The 16,388-nt window shown below is 38.7% G+C and carries 10 protein-coding genes; 4 read left to right on the top strand and 6 right to left on the bottom strand.

Translation table 11 applies throughout. The features are described from left to right. The first annotated feature begins 136 nt into the window (after positions 1 to 136). Positions 137 to 775: a YigZ family protein gene (locus tag QE429_RS06035; RefSeq protein ID WP_307290735.1), complete on the top strand. Its 639-nt coding sequence runs from the start codon at positions 137 to 139 to the stop codon at positions 773 to 775. Between the two features lie 220 nt (positions 776 to 995). Here QE429_RS06035 and QE429_RS06030 read toward each other — a convergent pair whose 3' ends face one another. Together QE429_RS06030 and QE429_RS06025 are read right to left on the bottom strand one after the other, a co-directional pair. After that, positions 996 to 2,057 (bottom strand): glycosyltransferase family 4 protein, encoded by a 1,062-nt coding sequence (locus QE429_RS06030; protein ID WP_307285181.1) that lies wholly within the window; start codon positions 2,055 to 2,057, stop codon positions 996 to 998. Positions 2,058 to 2,395: 338 nt separating this feature from the next. Continuing rightward, positions 2,396 to 6,676, bottom strand: coding sequence for a bifunctional 2',3'-cyclic-nucleotide 2'-phosphodiesterase/3'-nucleotidase (locus QE429_RS06025; protein WP_483862236.1), 4,281 nt, complete (start codon positions 6,674 to 6,676; stop codon positions 2,396 to 2,398). Between the two features lie 412 nt (positions 6,677 to 7,088). Between QE429_RS06025 and QE429_RS06020 the strand changes: the two genes are divergently transcribed. Then, complete coding sequence (locus tag QE429_RS06020) at positions 7,089 to 8,159, top strand: LCP family protein (RefSeq protein ID WP_307285174.1); 1,071 nt, start codon at positions 7,089 to 7,091, stop codon at positions 8,157 to 8,159. Positions 8,160 to 8,274: 115 nt separating this feature from the next. Here the strand turns inward: QE429_RS06020 and QE429_RS06015 are convergent, their stop codons facing one another. Together QE429_RS06015 and galU are read right to left on the bottom strand one after the other, a co-directional pair. After that, complete coding sequence (locus tag QE429_RS06015) at positions 8,275 to 9,336, bottom strand: glycosyltransferase family 4 protein (RefSeq protein WP_307285171.1); 1,062 nt, start codon at positions 9,334 to 9,336, stop codon at positions 8,275 to 8,277. Between the two features lie 454 nt (positions 9,337 to 9,790). Beyond that, positions 9,791 to 10,678 (bottom strand): UTP--glucose-1-phosphate uridylyltransferase GalU, encoded by an 888-nt coding sequence (galU, locus tag QE429_RS06010; RefSeq protein WP_307285168.1) that lies wholly within the window; start codon positions 10,676 to 10,678, stop codon positions 9,791 to 9,793. A 301-nt stretch (positions 10,679 to 10,979) separates the two neighbouring features. Between galU and QE429_RS06005 the strand changes: the two genes are divergently transcribed. Next, positions 10,980 to 12,422, top strand: a complete 1,443-nt coding sequence (locus QE429_RS06005; RefSeq protein WP_307285166.1) for an MBOAT family O-acyltransferase — start codon at positions 10,980 to 10,982, stop codon at positions 12,420 to 12,422. A 12-nt stretch (positions 12,423 to 12,434) separates the two neighbouring features. Next, complete coding sequence (locus tag QE429_RS06000; protein ID WP_307285163.1) at positions 12,435 to 13,538, top strand: hypothetical protein; 1,104 nt, start codon at positions 12,435 to 12,437, stop codon at positions 13,536 to 13,538. A 99-nt stretch (positions 13,539 to 13,637) separates the two neighbouring features. On the opposite strand, the gene QE429_RS05995 is transcribed toward QE429_RS06000, so the two are convergent. Continuing rightward, on the bottom strand, positions 13,638 to 14,885 hold the full coding sequence (locus tag QE429_RS05995; RefSeq protein WP_307285160.1) for an N-acetylmuramoyl-L-alanine amidase: 1,248 nt from the start codon (positions 14,883 to 14,885) through the stop codon (positions 13,638 to 13,640). A gap of 428 nt (positions 14,886 to 15,313) precedes the next feature. Then, positions 15,314 to 16,378 (bottom strand): glycosyltransferase family 4 protein, encoded by a 1,065-nt coding sequence (locus QE429_RS05990; protein WP_307285158.1) that lies wholly within the window; start codon positions 16,376 to 16,378, stop codon positions 15,314 to 15,316. Positions 16,379 to 16,388 lie beyond the last annotated feature (10 nt).

Here is a 16,388-nt window from a genome sequence, read left to right as displayed (position 1 = left end):
TATTAAACTATACTTTTTAGAAATAGAAAAGTTTTACCACCACTAGGCCTATTATAACATTCGAACTTTACTACCATATTAAAGGTATATTACAGCAATATTTTATATTTTTTTCTACTAAAGAAAGGAGCTTATGATGCTACCTCGATATTATACTGTTAAAACATTTGGAGAGCATGAAATCAACATTCAAAAGTCCCGATTTATCGCCCATATCAAACGGGCAGAGACAGAAATGGATGCACAAGAATTTATCCAAGCGATTAAGAAGGAACATTGGAATGCTACGCATAACTGTTCTGCCTATCTCATTGGTGAGCATGATCAAATTCAAAAAGCAAATGATGATGGAGAGCCAAGTGGGACAGCTGGTGTACCTATTCTTGAGGTGCTAAAAAAAAGAAAGTTGAAAGACACTGTTGTTGTCATAACCCGCTATTTTGGTGGAATTAAATTAGGAGCAGGCGGGCTAATTCGCGCTTATGGAAAGGCTACCTCTGAAGGCTTAGATGCAGTAGGTATCGTTGAAAGAAAACTTTCCCAAATCATACATGTGAAAATTGACTACACCTGGCTTGGAAAAATCGAAAAAGAATTACGTGCCTCGGAATACAAAATTAAAGAAATTCACTATTTAGATGTTGTAGAGGTTGAAACTTTCGTAGATGAAAGTAATGTTCAATCATTCATGGATTGGATGGTCGAACTTACTAACGGTCAATGCACACTTGCTAAGGGTGATACCATTTATCTAGAAGAAGATTTCGTAAGATAAAATAAGTATGTCTTATTGAGGATTATAATAGGTCTTTTGAAAGAATACAATTGGGAAAAAAAAAGAAAAGCGAAGCGCCTTGGTCAGCCCCGACAGGCAAATGTTCTTCGGCAAGAAAAGTCCGCATTTTGACTTTTCTTGCCGAAGGTTTTTTGACCCGAGGGGCTAGGCGCTGGAGCTAGACAATTAAAGGGGCTCAACATTGAGTCCCTTTTTCATATCAGCGGTTCTTTGCAGTGCTCATTTTTAACGTGCGTACGATGTTTAGTAATGGTCGGTGATCTTTTCCCATTAAGCCAATTTTCTCAGCAATAATTTCTATTATCAAAATGACCATTCCTATCAAGAAAAGTGCCCCACCAATTCTCGCCTGTGAATAAATGACCGCAACCAATCCGAAAAATGCTGACAAAGCGTAAATGATTAAAACGGTTTGACGATGGGAATACCCCATTCTCAGCATACAATGATGGAGATGTGACTTATCAGGAGCAGACAATGGCTGTTTATTGATGATTCTTCTGATTATCGCAAAAAACGTATCAGAGATAGGTACACCGAGAATAATAACTGGAATAACAAAGGAAATAAAGGTTACATTTTTAAAGCCTAACAATGCCAAGACAGAAATAATGAACCCTAGAAAAAGAGCGCCCGTATCTCCCATAAAAATACTTGCCGGATGAAAGTTGTAGAACAGAAATCCAAGCGTACTTGCCAAGACAATTGAGCCCACTGCCACGACGTATAAATTCCCTTGAATAACGGCCATGCCGGTAATGGTAATTAAGGCAATGGATGAAACTCCAGCAGCTAGACCGTCTAGTCCATCTATCAGATTAATGGCGTTGGTTATACCGACAATCCAAAGAATCGTAAAAGGAATACTCAAAAAACCAAATTGCAGCTGTCCTCCAAACGGGAGGTTAATAAATACCATTTGCAAGTCCCCTAAAAACACGACCGAGCAGGCTGCTGCCAATTGCCCCAGTAGTTTATACTTTGCAGGTAACTCAAACATGTCATCACAAAATCCAGTAATAACAATAATGAGGCAACCAATAAAAATCCCCAAAGAATAGGGGCTACTTGGCTGTAATAAAAAAATCCCTACCAAAAAACTAATAAATATGGCTAAGCCTCCGAGCCTTGGCATAATCGACTGATGAACTTTCCGATGATTTGGCCGATCGGTTGCGCCAATACGAAAGGCAAATTTTTTAATTAGTGGAGTAATAAGGATGGAAACAAAAAAACATACTATCAAGGTAAGATACAGCATTAAACTTCCTCCTTGTGTTTCAGTTTGTCCATTATTAGCAAAACGAAAACAAAGAAGGCTTAGTAAAAACCGGAAAAAACTACAGATTTTTTCATAAGAAAGGCGCAAGCGCCTTGGGCAGCCCCGACAGGCAAATGTTCTTCGGCAAGAAAAGTCGCTCTTTGACTTTACTTGCCGAAGGTTATTTGACCCGAGCTGTAACAATCATCGCTTTATCAAGCCATGAAAACTGGCTAGGCGCTGGAGCTGGGACAATTCTCGAAGTCGAATTTTATACTTTCTTAATTCATAAAAAAAGAGGCAACTCCCGAAGGAATTACCTCTTTTAGGTGCATAAATTACTTAATCCATGCTCCGTCTTTACCTACTTTGTATCCACCAACTGTAGTGTTAACAGCCATGCTGCCATCTTTGTATAGGTAGTACCACTTTCCACCAGTTAAAACCCAGCCAGTTTGCATCGCACCGCTAGAAGCAAGGAAATACCACTTCTTGCCAGTGTATACCCAGCCAGTTTTCATAACACCAGTACCTTCAAAGAAGTACCATTTGCCGTTTACCAGATACCAGTTAACTTTCATGTCGCCGTTAACTTTGTCTAAGTAATACCACTTGCCATCTTCTTTGTACCAGCCAGTTAGCATTTCACCGTCTTCGTTTAGGAAGTACCATTTGTTGTTTACTTTTACCCAGCCAGTTTCCATGAAACCGTCTTTATTAAAGTGATACCAAATTCCATCTTCCTTAAGCCATTTGTTAGCTAATGCTACTTCTGTTTTTGGATCTACATAAATCCAGTGGCCATCTTCATCTCCAACCCAGATCCAGCCAGTTGCAGCATCAACAGTGATATCAAATGGAGCTAAGTTGCCTGTTCTGTCTGTTATATCCAGACGGATGACAGTACCTTTGGCTAATGGAGCATCTAACTCGATTTCAAAGTATCCTTCTTCATCTGCAGTTGCTTGACCAATTACTTTTCCACCAACGTTTGCTACCACTTTTGCAAACGGCTCAGTGTAACCAGAAACATATTGATCGTAATTTGTTACATATACATCTGGTTGTTCAACGAAATTATCGATTTGAATACGTCCTTCAATTTCTGCAGAAACTGGTTGTTCTAATGATTTGAAGTATTGAACAAAACCGTCTAAGTCAACCATATCAGTTACACGGTTCTTACCAGACTTAAGGACAGTGAAACCGTCTCCGCCATCTGCCATAAAGTTGTTAACTGTGATTGAGTACTCAGCTTTAGGATCGATTAATGAACCATCTTCAAGGTAAATATCAAGAACCTTGCTTCCGTAAGGCTGTGAATCAGTCCAAGTATAGTGAAGACCAGAAATTGACATGATCTTATTATAGCTTGGTGGTGCTTGGAATTGTTGATTTAACAATGTTCTAATTTGATCGCCAGTAACAGTCATAGTTACAAGATCATTACCAAATGGTTGAACCTTGAATAGATCTCCCCAAGTAATTGTTCCAGCTGGAAGTGGGTTACGGATACCACCAGCGTTCATGAATCCAAAATCAGTGCCTGTTACTGTACGCATACCATCAGCAATTAAGTTACCAAGTGCAGATTCACCTGCAGCATTTTGTACATTAGTGATTGCAGCTTTTGTAGAACCAACTACTTGGCTAACAATTGGCTTAATGTCTTCTTGGTAGCCATCAAGTTCTGCTTTAATTTTTGCATCAGCAGTGATTTTGCTGTGAAGTGTATCCACAACTTCTGCTTTTGTTTGATCTTTAATAACGTCACCTGTAGCAGGATCAATTGTTAAATCGATATCAGAGAATGCAGTTCCATATGACCAAGATTGTACTAATACTTTGTCGTCAACTTTAGCATTAAGATACTTATGGTCATGCGCCCCATAGATAACGTCAACTGCAGGGTCAATTGTTTTCGCCATGTCAACAACTTGTCCAGTTGCATTTGAACCATTAGTAGCTGATGAACCTGGGTTATGAGCAAGTACAACAATTGTTTTAACGCCTTTATCTGTTAATTCTTTCGCATACTTATTAATTGCAGTTACTTCATCAGTGAATTTAACACCTGCAACGCCTGCTGGAGTTACGATTAATGGTGTATCTTTCGTTACAACACCGATAAAGCCGATTTTAACGCCATCTACTTCTTTAATTGCATATGGAGGTAAAATAGTTGCACCTGTTTTTTCATCCACTACGTTTGCAACCACGTAATCCATAGTTGAGCCAGTGAATTTGCCATATTTTGCTTCATATTGAGCAGTTTTGGGATTATCTCCACCATAGATAAGTCGCTTCATTTCTTTTACGCCTTCATCGAATTCATGGTTTCCGATTGTACCTACGTCAAAACCTAGTTCATTCATAAAACGAATAGTTGGCTCGTCCTGTAATAATGCAGAAACTGGAGGACTTGCTCCAACAAGGTCACCGGCTTGTAGCATTAAAGTATTTGCAGGGTTTGCAGCTTCTCTGTCTTTTAAGTAAGCGGCTAACCATTCAATACCACCAGAGTAATCTACTACTTTACCAGTTGAATCTTTAATTGCTCTCCAAGTATCAAGTTGACCGTGGAAATCATTAATTCCTAATAATTGAACGTGTACGTTTTGGTCTAATTTGAATTGTCCCCAAGTTACACCGTTTACATCTTCTGTTCCGACTGACTTTACATTTGGTGTTTTTGCAGCAAATGGAACAGCATCAGGTGATGAACGGAATACTAGGTTCTTCGCTACTCCGCCTACAGGTGCAATTTTCCAGTTGTTATCTGCAGTAGGATTTACGACTTTCTTTTCAGAAATGTAATCCATTAATACTTGGCGGTTTTCATATGGTGAGTCAACAACGATTTTCGCTTTGCCTCCCTTTGTTCCTGGGAAGTTACCGCCACCGCTTGCACGGTAGTTATTTGTTACAACAATAAATTTTTGGTTAGGATCAATTGCTTTACCATTCATATCAGTAAAGTTAATGATACGGTGAGCGTCAGCATTGATTACATCACCAGTTGTATAGTTATAACGAGCAGGTTGTGTCACATCGATTTGATATTTAAGACCATCGATTACATCAAAGTTAAATGGTTGGAAACCATAATCGATTAGTTCTTGAGCATTTGGATTTGTTGGATCAATTTGCTTAAATTGTGCAGCAGACATTTCTAACCATTCTTTAACATCTGCACCAGTTAATTCAACAGCCTTTAATGTATTGTTATACAAGTAAAGATCGTTAGCACTCTTAATTGAAAGATTACCCTTAGCGATGTTTGTATAATCGCTAGTACCTTGACGACCTGCTTTAAATGGCGCACCAGCAGAGATAATTGGCATATTTGCTAATTCTGGTTTATTTGTTTTAATCCAATTTTTAACATAATCTGTTTGAGCATTATTTACGATTTGGATTGTAGGATCATCCATTACACGTGAGAAGTAGCTGTACATTGGAGCTTCTGTTTCACCGATTTTCCCGTTAACGTAAGCTACAGTTCCTTCGTGAGCTTCTTTAACAGCATCTACAATACGTTGATCTGGTCCATCAACAAGAGCAGTCTTGGTTTTATCCGCATTTGTTTTGAAAATAGGTCTTAGCGCAGCTTTAGAATTCGTAACCTGCCACTTACCATCTACTTTTTGAAGATCAAGGTCCATAACCCCAAGGTTGTTACCCCAGAAGCCTGCCTCCATTGCTGGTACATCGTTAATATGTCCATTCGTATTATCAATTCCTGTCTTGCCATTAAATGCAGCATCGCCAGGGAAGTTTACGTGTGCATGGCCAAAAAGAAGTGCATCAATACCTTTAACCGTGCTCAGAGAGTAAACAGCATTTTCAGCATCCGCTTGGTTCGGAGCAGCAACGTCACAGCCAGAGTGTGCGATTGCAACAATAACATCTGCGCCTTCAGCTTTCATTTTAGGAATGAATTCTTCTGCCGTTTCAACGATACCCTTTACGGTAACTTTACCTTCTAAGTTATCTTTATCCCATTGCAAAATTTGTGGTGGTGCAAAACCGATAACACCAACTTTAATCGTTTGTTCTACACCTGCTTCATCTACCACTTTTTTCTCAATAATTTTGTATGGATTGAAGTAGTTTTTACCAGTTTTCGCATCATAAATGTTTGCGTTTACAAAATTATATGGAACTTCTTCCAAAGCATTGTTTAAGAAGTCTAAACCATAATTAAATTCATGGTTTCCAGCGATACCAGCATCATATTTTAGGATTTCCATAGCTTTGAAGACTGGGTGCTGTTCAGTTGCTCCAAGCTTCTTAACCTTTGCTACATAGTCTGCAAATGGATTTCCTTGTAGTAAGTCACCAGCGTCAAATAACATAGAGTTTGTTGCTTTTACCTCACCACGTGCTTGTTCAATTAACTTGGCTGTTCTGTCAAGACCGAATTCAATTGTCGGCTTATCTTGATAGTAATCATAGTCCATCACATTGGAGTGAAGGTCTGTTGTTTCTAAGAATCGTAGTTTTACTGTGCTCTCAGCTGTTCCAGCCGCTTTTGCAGCATGTGGGAAAACATTTAATGGAACAATAGATAGAGCAAGTGCAGCAGCTAGAGAACCATTAAGCATACGTTTTTTCATGCTTCGTTTGATCTGTCTCTTCACACTTTTTCCGCCCTTCGACAAAAATATTTGTATTGCAAGACTATTCTACTAATTTTTCCAAGAGATTGATAGTCTTTTTTGTAAAAAATTTGTTGGTATTTTGTTGATAGTATGTAAATTTACTATATATATAATTTTTAGAATATTGATATTTTTATAGGTACATTTACTCATTTATTTTACAAATATAATTTGTAACACAAGCGTTGAATCTCTCGTCTATAAGTTATAGTTGTTTGCAAAACTTGTCTTATTTTAGAAGAATCGTATTTTTCAATATTCGACATAAAGTTTCAATTTACGAGATGGGTAAAAAACGGTAAAATGGAATCTGGTCTAAACTAAATTTATCTACTATGAAAATGACATATAATAAAGGAGAAATCATATGCCGGAATTTCAACGTACTCAGCGAATGAGTCAAAAGAAGAAAAAAAGCAGAAAAAAGCGCATATTTTTGTGGATCATTGTCCCACTTTTAATTGTTGCACTTGGTGGAGCAGGATATGCGACATTTTTATTGAAAAAAGCGGAATCAGTAGTTAATAAATCCTACAAACCAGTTAACACTGTTTCAAAAAGGAAAGTGACTGTTGATCCCAATAAGGACAACATCTCCATTTTGCTTATCGGAGTGGATGAAAGTAAAAGTCGACAAAAACAATACGGAGATGCTATACGTTCCGATGCTCTTTTGGTAGCAACCCTAAACAAAAAAGAGAAATCTGTAAAACTGTTGAGTATTCCTCGTGATTCATATGTGTATATACCTGGTAAAGATAAATTTGATAAAATCACACATGCCCACGCATTTGGTGGACCAAAAATGACGATAGAAACCGTCCAAGAAATGCTTGATATTCCGATTGATTATTATGTTAAGGTAAACTTTTATGCATTCATTGACGTAGTTAATGCTTTAGATGGAATCGATGTTGAAGTACCATATGCTATTTCAGAACAAGATTCCGAAGACCATCATAACGCGATTCGATTAAAACCAGGTTTCCAAACGCTAAATGGTGAGCAGGCACTTGCTCTCGCAAGAACCCGTCATAAGGATACCGATATTATGCGAGGGATGAGACAGCAGGAGATTATCAAAGCGATTGTTAAAAAAGCATTATCGATTAAATCCTTCTCAAAACACACCGATATAATCCAAGCAGTAGGCGATAATATGCAAACCAACATGTCCTTTAACGATATGAAATCATTAATTGACTATGGTTTAGCGGGTAGTGGATTAACGATTGATACGTTAAATTTAAAAGGTGAAGATACGTATATCAAAAGAGTTTATTATTACAAACTTGATGAAGAGAACTTAGAGGAAACAAAGTCTATTTTAAAAGCACATCTTGGTACAGATTCAACGATTATTGATAAAGATACAAATAGTGAGAGTACTGATTCAGAGACAGACAGCACCGCGGATAGCTCTTCAGATAATAACTAAACTAGTAAGCCGTATCATAGAATGATACGGCTTTTTTATGTTATTTTTTGGTGACAGACAGAATCTATTTAAAGGTCAAAAAAGCCTGACCAAAGGGCCAGACTTAACAAGTCTATTACCTATTTCTTACGGTTGTAACTAATAGAACGCGCATCATTTTGATCAATGGACGATAGTTTTTACCCATCAGCCCTATCATTTCTGCGAAGAGTTCAATGATAATTAAAAGAATGAGGATGAAGAAAAAACCACCCAATAGTTTTGCTTGTGAAAAGATGATTGCAGCTAAACCAAAGAATGCAGCCATAGCATAGATCATCAATACCGTCTGTCTGTGAGTAAAACCTGCTCGAAGTAGACAGTGGTGTAAATGTGATTTATCTGGTGCCGATAATGGCTTCTTATTTACAATTCGGCGAATAATCGCAAAAAATGTATCAGAAATCGGAACTCCTAGAATAATAATCGGAACGATAAAGGAAATTAGTGTAACGTTCTTAAAGCCTAATAATGATAATACGCTAATCATATAGCCTAAGAATAAGGCACCTGTATCACCCATAAAGATTTTCGCTGGGTGGAAATTGTAAAGTAAAAATCCTAATGTACTTGCAAGGACGATTGAAGCAACAGCTGTTACATATCCATCTCCCATTATAATGGCCATTCCAGAAATGGTAATGAGTGCAATGGAAGAAACACCTGCAGCAAGGCCATCCAAACCATCAATCAAATTAATTGCATTAGTGATACCTACGATCCAAATAATAGTCAAAGGGATACTTAAGTATCCAAATTCAACTTGTCCTCCGAAAGGCAAGTTGATAAATTGAACATGGACACCGCCCCAAATAACAACGATTCCGGCAGCAGCAATTTGCGCGATAAACTTAACTTTCGCTGAAAGCTCCATAATATCATCCAGTATACCAGTAACAACTATGATGATACTTCCGATAATAATCGGAGTAGCATATTGTCCTCCTGGGTGAATGACTAACATACCAATAATGAAGCTTAAATAAATGGCTAATCCGCCAAGGCGCGGCATAATTTTCTGATGAACTTTTCTATGATTTGGGCGGTCAGTTGCCCCTATTTTAAATGCAAGTTTCTTAACTAAAGGAGTAAGAAGTATAGAACTTATAAAGCAAACTATTAAGGTGATGTATATCATCATAATCCTCCCGATTTTTTTCTTGCCTATTTTGTTAGTTTTATAGGAATTGTGTATAGGCAAAATGGGGATATAAAAGTGATTCTTCCTATTAACTATTATAATAGAGTTAAAAACTCCTGTTGCCCATATGGATTATAACATAAGTCATTTTTAAAGAAAATAGAAATCATTGGTTTATAGCCTTTGTATCAACAATGTTATGAAATTGTTAAAATATTAACAGACTGTCACAAGAAAAGCGCAAGCGCCTTGGTCAGCCCCGACAGGCAAATGTTCTTCGGCAAGAAAAGTCCGCCCTTTGACTTTTATTGCCGAAGGTTATTTGACCCGAGGGGCTAGGCGCTGGAGCTAGACAATTCTCGAAGTTGAATATTATACATTCTAATTTTATAAAAAAATACACGAATGACCTTCTCCAACAAAGGAGAAGGTCATTAAATTTATTCATTCCTTAAGTAAATGGAAGATAATCTTTCTTACTTAATTCCTTTAAATAACCAACTAATGAGTCTCGTAAATCGTCTCTCTGGAGAGCAAATTCGATTGTTGCTTGTAGGAAACCAAATTTATCACCAACATCATATCGAATTCCATCGAAAGCATATGCAAGGACTTTTTCATTTTCTGCCATTTTTCTAAGAGCATCGGTTAACTGAATCTCCCCACCATAGCCAACCTCAACATCTTGCAAGTAATTAAATATTTCTGGTGTTAAAATATATCTACCCATGACCGCAAAATTAGAAGGGGCATTTTCTCTCGGCTTCTCAACCATATCCTTTACCTCAACAATTTTACTGGATATATCTTTATTGTTTGGTTTAATAACTCCATATTTATGTAGTTCTTCATCTGGCATTATTTTTGTACCAATGACACTGCAGCCGTATTGTTCGTGAATATCAATTAATTGTTTTAAGCAAGGTGTATCGCTTTTCACTATGTCATCACCCAATAAGACAGCAAATGGCTCATTTCCAATAAACCTGCTTGCACATTGCACTGCGTGCCCAAGTCCTAATGGTTTCTTCTGCCTTATATAGTGAATGTTAACCATATTAGAAATTTCTTTCACCATTTTCAACATTTCTTGTTTATCTTTTTCCTCTAACTCCATTTCTAACTCAATCGAAAAATCAAAATGATCCTCAATCGCCCGCTTATTTCTGCCGGTCACAATAATGATATCTTCCACACCTGAGGCGACCGCCTCTTCCACAATATATTGGATCGTCGGTTTATCGACAATCGGGAGCATCTCTTTCGGTTGCGCCTTTGTGGCCGGAAGAAACCTTGTCCCCAAGCCTGCTGCGGGAATTACCGCTTTTTTAATCGACATTGTTCACACCTCTTTTATGCATGAAATTACCTTTTGAAAAGATTATTTTTACCATCCTCAGAGTTTAGGATCTTTTTTATACATCTATTAACGATTCGGCATTTTTAGCTTCTACCTAAAACCACAGATGTATCAATTAATATACCATGAAAATTGGATAAGTAAACAATACAAAAGTTACAGAATCATTGAAATTGCCACGGACCGATTTGCGTTTTTCAGTATTCATTTCGACAATATGTGCACGACCTTGCTCCTATGTTATAATATCCCCTATATATCATCATTAGGGGGTTCAGAAGTGCTATTTAATTCCTACATATTTATTCTCGGGTTCTTCCCCGTCGTATTCGCGGGATATTACCTGCTTTTGAATTTGAAAAATAAAAATATCGCGAAAATATTCTTTATCATCGCTAATCTTTATTTTTACAGCTATTGGAATGTCAAGTATTTGCCGATTATCCTTTCATCGATTGCCGTCAATTTCACTCTGGCAACAATTCTGAATAAACTTCAGAGCGTTGCTGTTAGAAGACTGATTCTGACCCTTGGCATCCTGTTCAACATCTGCCTCTTGGGCTATTACAAGTATTATGATTTCTTTATGACCAATATCAATGCCGTTTTCAGAACAGATATTTCCCTCCTGAACCTTGCATTGCCTTTGGCAATCAGCTTCTTTACGTTTCAGCAAATTGCTTATTTGGTCGATACCTTCCGGGAAGGGACGAAGGAATACACCTTGCTCGATTATGCCTTTTTCGTAACGTTTTTCCCGCACCTGATTGCTGGTCCAATAGTCCACCACAGGGAAATCATTGACCAGCTTCATGATGGAACTAATTATAAGATTAAATTAAACAATATTGCTGCGGGCCTGTATATTTTTTCAATCGGCCTGTTTAAAAAGGTAATCATTGCCGATACATTCGCCGGTTGGGCAAATTCCGGCTATGGCAATATTGGCCACCTGACGCTTTATGATAGCTGGGTTACCACCTTGGCCTACACCATACAGTTGTATTTTGATTTTAGCGGTTATTGCGACATGGCCATAGGTTTAGGATTATTCTTCAATATCAAGTTACCGGTTAACTTCGATTCACCTTATCGGTCGCTGGACATTCAGGAATTCTGGCGCAGATGGCATATGACTTTGGGTCGGTTCTTCACCCATTATCTATATATTCCGCTTGGCGGTAGCAGAAAAGGGAATTTAAGGACTTATGTGAATCTGTTTATTATTTTCTTTGTCAGCGGTATCTGGCACGGGGCCGGATGGACCTTTGTTATTTGGGGGATTATGCATGGGGTTGCCAGTGTTATTTATCGTTTTTGGAAATCCTTTAATTTAAGACTTCCCAAATTTGTTGCCTGGTTTGTCACGTTTTTCTTTGTCCATATCGCCTGGGTTTTCTTCCGTTCACCCGATTTGGCAACTGCAAAGTTGATGCTCACTAAGATGTTCACCATTCAGGGGTTCCATTTCCCTCCGGGATTGACTGCCATATTTAACGAGCGGCTCGGCACCCATTTCATACCTGAAATGTATTATTTTGATCTGAAATTAGTGGTGCTCTTTGCATTCATTCTGGGAATCGTTTTATTTGCGAAAAATTCCATAGAACGCTTAAATACGTTCAAGCCAAACCTACGCCTCGCTGTGTTTATCAGCTTGATTGCCGTGATTTCCCTGCTGTATCTAAACAGGGTCAGCGAATTTTTATACTTTAAATTTTAAGGAGCTAACAAAATGTCACATAAAAAATTTCTTTCAATAGTGGCAATCTTGTCTGCTGCGATTTTTTTGGGAATTGCGGTGATTATGTACATCCTTGACCCGTTATTTTATTTCCGCAAAGCAGAACTATATCGGCCGCAATATGCGGCGACTGAACGCTATCAAATGCCTGGTCTTTTGAAAAATCAGGATTACGATACGCTTTTTACTGCTACTTCGATGGGGAGGAATTTCCGCGAAAGCTATGCTGATGAAAAGCTTGGTGCCAAAACGTTCAACGCTTCCCTGCCGGCCTCCACCGCCAAAGAGCAGTCAATGGTGGCAGAAGCAGCACTACGCGACAAGCCTGGCTTGAAACGGGTGATTTGGGAGTTGAATTATTACTCCTTTGCAGGTGAGCCTGATTGGGTTATGCCTCCCCCAAGCGATTTTCCAACCTATATGTACGACCGGACTAAAATCAATGATATTAGATACTTGTTTAATTCTTACTCAGTGGATGTTTTTTATAAAAACATGATGGCGAATCGTGAGGGGAGTAAACTATGGCGTGAAGTTGAAACGCTGTATAAATTCGGTCAAGTCGCTCCCATTGAATCGTTTGACCATATCCAAGCGTATTTAAATGGAGTGCAGCCTGTTCCCGATTTTCCAGAATATGAGCATTCGTCTGTTCAGCTAAAGTCCTTTAAGGAGAATGTACTACCGCTCGTCAAGGCGCATCCGAATACAAAATTCACCTTATTTTATGCGCCATATCCAATTTATAACCATGTTTCTTACTATAAAAAAAATCCTAAGTACCTGACAGAAAGGTTGAAATTCAAAAAAGCGGTTTTTGAGCTGACGAAAAAATATCCTAACATAGAGGTCTACGATTTTCAGGATATGAAGGAAATAACGTATAATATCGAAAATTATCAAGGGGATACGGTTCATTATTATCAATTTATCAATAACTGGATTATTGATTACTTGGCTATAAATAAACCCATCCAATCAGAAAAGGAATACGCAGCAAAACTGCAAAATTTTGAAAAGCAAATCACCAGCTTCGATATCAAGCAATTAAAAAAAGTGAGTACGATTAAAGAGAGATATGTTCTAGAAGATTAACAATAAAAAAGAAAGGGGCTGTCGAACTTTATGTTGGACAGTCCCTTTTTTCTGTATATGAATTGGTCTCCACATTTGTTGTTTTGACCTGTCCTATGTCTATGGGTTGCTGGTATCTTCCTTTGCATTAGCGCCCGATAGATCAACGCTGGCGGGATTGGGATCTGCATTTGCGCCTATTCCGTCGCTCCCTCTTGCACCTGGGTCGTTCTCTGCCTCCGTTGTTCCATCGCTATTACCGACATCGGGGTCCGTCTTTTCGTCCGTTTCGTCGCTGCTACCGGCATCAGAATTGGGATTCTCCTCTGATGGCGGCGAATCCTCTCCTTTAAGTAGGGCACCGTCGGCCCCGAAGGTATATTCCTTGCCAGCGATGGTTTGGGTCCCAATCATCATTGCTCCGTCGGGATTTAGGTAATATGTCTTGCCCTTGTCCTGAATCCAGCCGGTCGCCATTTCCCCGTTTTCCTTCAGAAAATACCATTTGGAGTTATACTTCACCCAGCCGGTCTTCATGGCACCTGTCGAATCAAGATAATACCATTTATTGTCCACTTTCACCCAGCCCGTCTTCATAACGCCTGAAGAATCAAGATAATACCATTTATTGTCCACTTTCACCCAGCCCGTCTTCATGGCACCTGTCGAATCAAGATAATACCATTTATTGTCCACCTTCACCCAGCCCGTCTTCATGACGCCTGTCGGATCAAGATAATACCATTTATTAGATACTTTTACCCAGCCAGTTTGCATAACTCCAGCAGCATCGAGATAATACCACTTATTGTCCACTTTTACCCAGCCCGTCTTCTTGCTATTGCCGTTGTAGTAAGACCACTGATTTGTGCCTTGCTTGACCCATTTGCTCGCTTCTCCCTTGCAGCGGTCAATAAAATTATCCCAGTTTGGCAAAAGATTTCTTGGGCAGTTCTTACCTGTCCAATGTTTGTGAGGCACGATTTTATTAATCGAAATATTATAGAGGTTCATCAAATATTGGACGACTTCCACCGTATTTGCAACCGTTTTTTCATAATTGCCATCCTCATTCACACACATTTCGATGTGGATGGACTTTCTGTTACCAGGTCCATTCCTCCCATCGCCTGCAGCCCATGCCACTTCATTGAATGGTATGGATTGAATCACTTCATGATCGTCAACCTGCAGATGCCACGAGGCAGTCCGGCTGTTCCCTCGTTCCTGTAGCCTTGCATGCGCCTCCGCGTCAGCCCCCCTGCTTGTATTATCTGTTTCATGAATGGTAATGTACTCCGGAACCAATTTCAATCCGGGGCGAGTTTCCGTATGTGAAGCAGGAATAAGTTTTTGAATAATATTCATGGCTAATCCTCTCCTTTACTGTTTATTTATGCTAAACAGGAGCAAATGGTCAGGGCTTAGGCTCGGAAATGATTATTTATACTCATGAACACCTCTCGGAGTTATAGTTCTAAAGTACCTATAAGAGTGCAGATTAGATTACACTCAAGTGACTGCCTATCGCACAAAAGGCCAAGCATCCGGCTTGGCCATTTTTTATAAAAAAGCTGTGTTAAAGAACAGTGTTGATTTATACATACTGTTGATTGGAGCGGAAGGGACGAAGACTCCTGTAGGAGTATGGTTCTGGGGAGACCCCGCAGACGCTTGCGTCGAGGAGGCTCGCCGAAACACCCACGAACCGCTCGTGCCTGGAGCGGAAATCAACAGGCATGGTTAACAGAGCCTATAAAAAAAGAAAGCCTGAAATCAAGCTTTCTATGAGTATATTAAAATTTGTCTTTTGCATTAATAGGTTTAATGACCTTCATAAAATTAAGGAGTGGTTTGTAATCCTCGCGAACCAAACCAATCTTTTCGACTATAATTTCAATTGTGATTAACAATACTACTAGAATGGTCATTGAACCCCAAACGGTTGCTTGTGAAAACATGAACGCAGCCAATCCAAAAATAGTAGACATGGCATAAATCAATAATACTGTTTGCTTGTGCGAAAAACCTGCTTTCATTAAGCAATGATGTAAATGCGATTTATCTGGAGCAGAAAGCGGTTGTTTATTAATTAACCTTCGAATAATAGCAAAAAGTGTATCAGAAATTGGCACTCCTAAAATAATGACCGGAATTATTATAGATATAAAGGCAACATTTTTGAAACCGAGCAAGGATAAAACAGAAATCATATATCCAAGGAAAAGGGAACCAGTATCACCCATAAATATCTTCGCAGGATGGAAATTATAAACAAGAAAACCGCCTGTTGATGCTGCAAGAATAAGCGCCGTTACCATTACATACATATTTCCCATTACCAGTGCCATTCCAGCTATCGTAAGCAGCGCAATCGTCGACACTCCAGCTGCCAGGCCATCCAGACCATCTATAAGATTGATAGCATTTGTGATTCCTATAATCCATATAATCGTGATAGGAATGCTAAGAATACCAAAATTAATTTGTCCGCCAAATGGAAGATTAATATATTCCACACTTATATTTCCGAAAATCACCACAATGGAAGCAGCAGCAATTTGGCCCAGCAGTTTAACCTTGGGTGAAATCTCCTTTATATCATCTACCATCCCGGTAGAAATGATGACTATGCTTCCAAGGATAATTGGCCAATGGTATATTGACTCTGGACTAAGAATCAAGATTCCAATAATAAAACTAATAAATATCGCTAAGCCGCCCAACCTCGGCATAATTTTCTGATGTACTTTTCTATTATTTGGTTTATCAGTTGCACCGATCTTAAATGCAAGTTTTTTTACAAGAGGTGTAAGGAATATTGCCGCGAAGAAACAAGTAATTAAAGCTAGATATAACATACAGTGCCTC

The sequence above is a fragment of the Bacillus sp. SORGH_AS_0510 genome (assembly GCF_030818775.1).
In the GTDB taxonomy this organism is placed as follows: Bacteria; Bacillota; Bacilli; order Bacillales; family Cytobacillaceae; genus Neobacillus.
Note: the sequence above shows the minus strand (reverse complement) of the source record. Positions and strands in the feature narration are given on the sequence as shown.

Bases quoted from the DNA above. Each gene is read 5' to 3' on its own strand.
- QE429_RS06035 (WP_307290735.1), top strand. From the start codon at position 137: ATGCTACCTCGATATTATACTGTTAAAACATTTGGAGAGCATGAAATC.
- QE429_RS06030 (WP_307285181.1), bottom strand. From the start codon at position 2,057: ATGCTGTATCTTACCTTGATAGTATGTTTTTTTGTTTCCATCCTTATT.
- QE429_RS06025 (WP_483862236.1), bottom strand. From the start codon at position 6,676: ATGAAAAAACGTATGCTTAATGGTTCTCTAGCTGCTGCACTTGCTCTA.
- QE429_RS06020 (WP_307285174.1), top strand. From the start codon at position 7,089: ATGCCGGAATTTCAACGTACTCAGCGAATGAGTCAAAAGAAGAAAAAA.
- QE429_RS06015 (WP_307285171.1), bottom strand. From the start codon at position 9,336: ATGATATACATCACCTTAATAGTTTGCTTTATAAGTTCTATACTTCTT.
- galU (WP_307285168.1), bottom strand. From the start codon at position 10,678: ATGTCGATTAAAAAAGCGGTAATTCCCGCAGCAGGCTTGGGGACAAGG.
- QE429_RS06000 (WP_307285163.1), top strand. From the start codon at position 12,435: ATGTCACATAAAAAATTTCTTTCAATAGTGGCAATCTTGTCTGCTGCG.
- QE429_RS05995 (WP_307285160.1), bottom strand. From the start codon at position 14,885: ATGAATATTATTCAAAAACTTATTCCTGCTTCACATACGGAAACTCGC.
- QE429_RS05990 (WP_307285158.1), bottom strand. From the start codon at position 16,378: ATGTTATATCTAGCTTTAATTACTTGTTTCTTCGCGGCAATATTCCTT.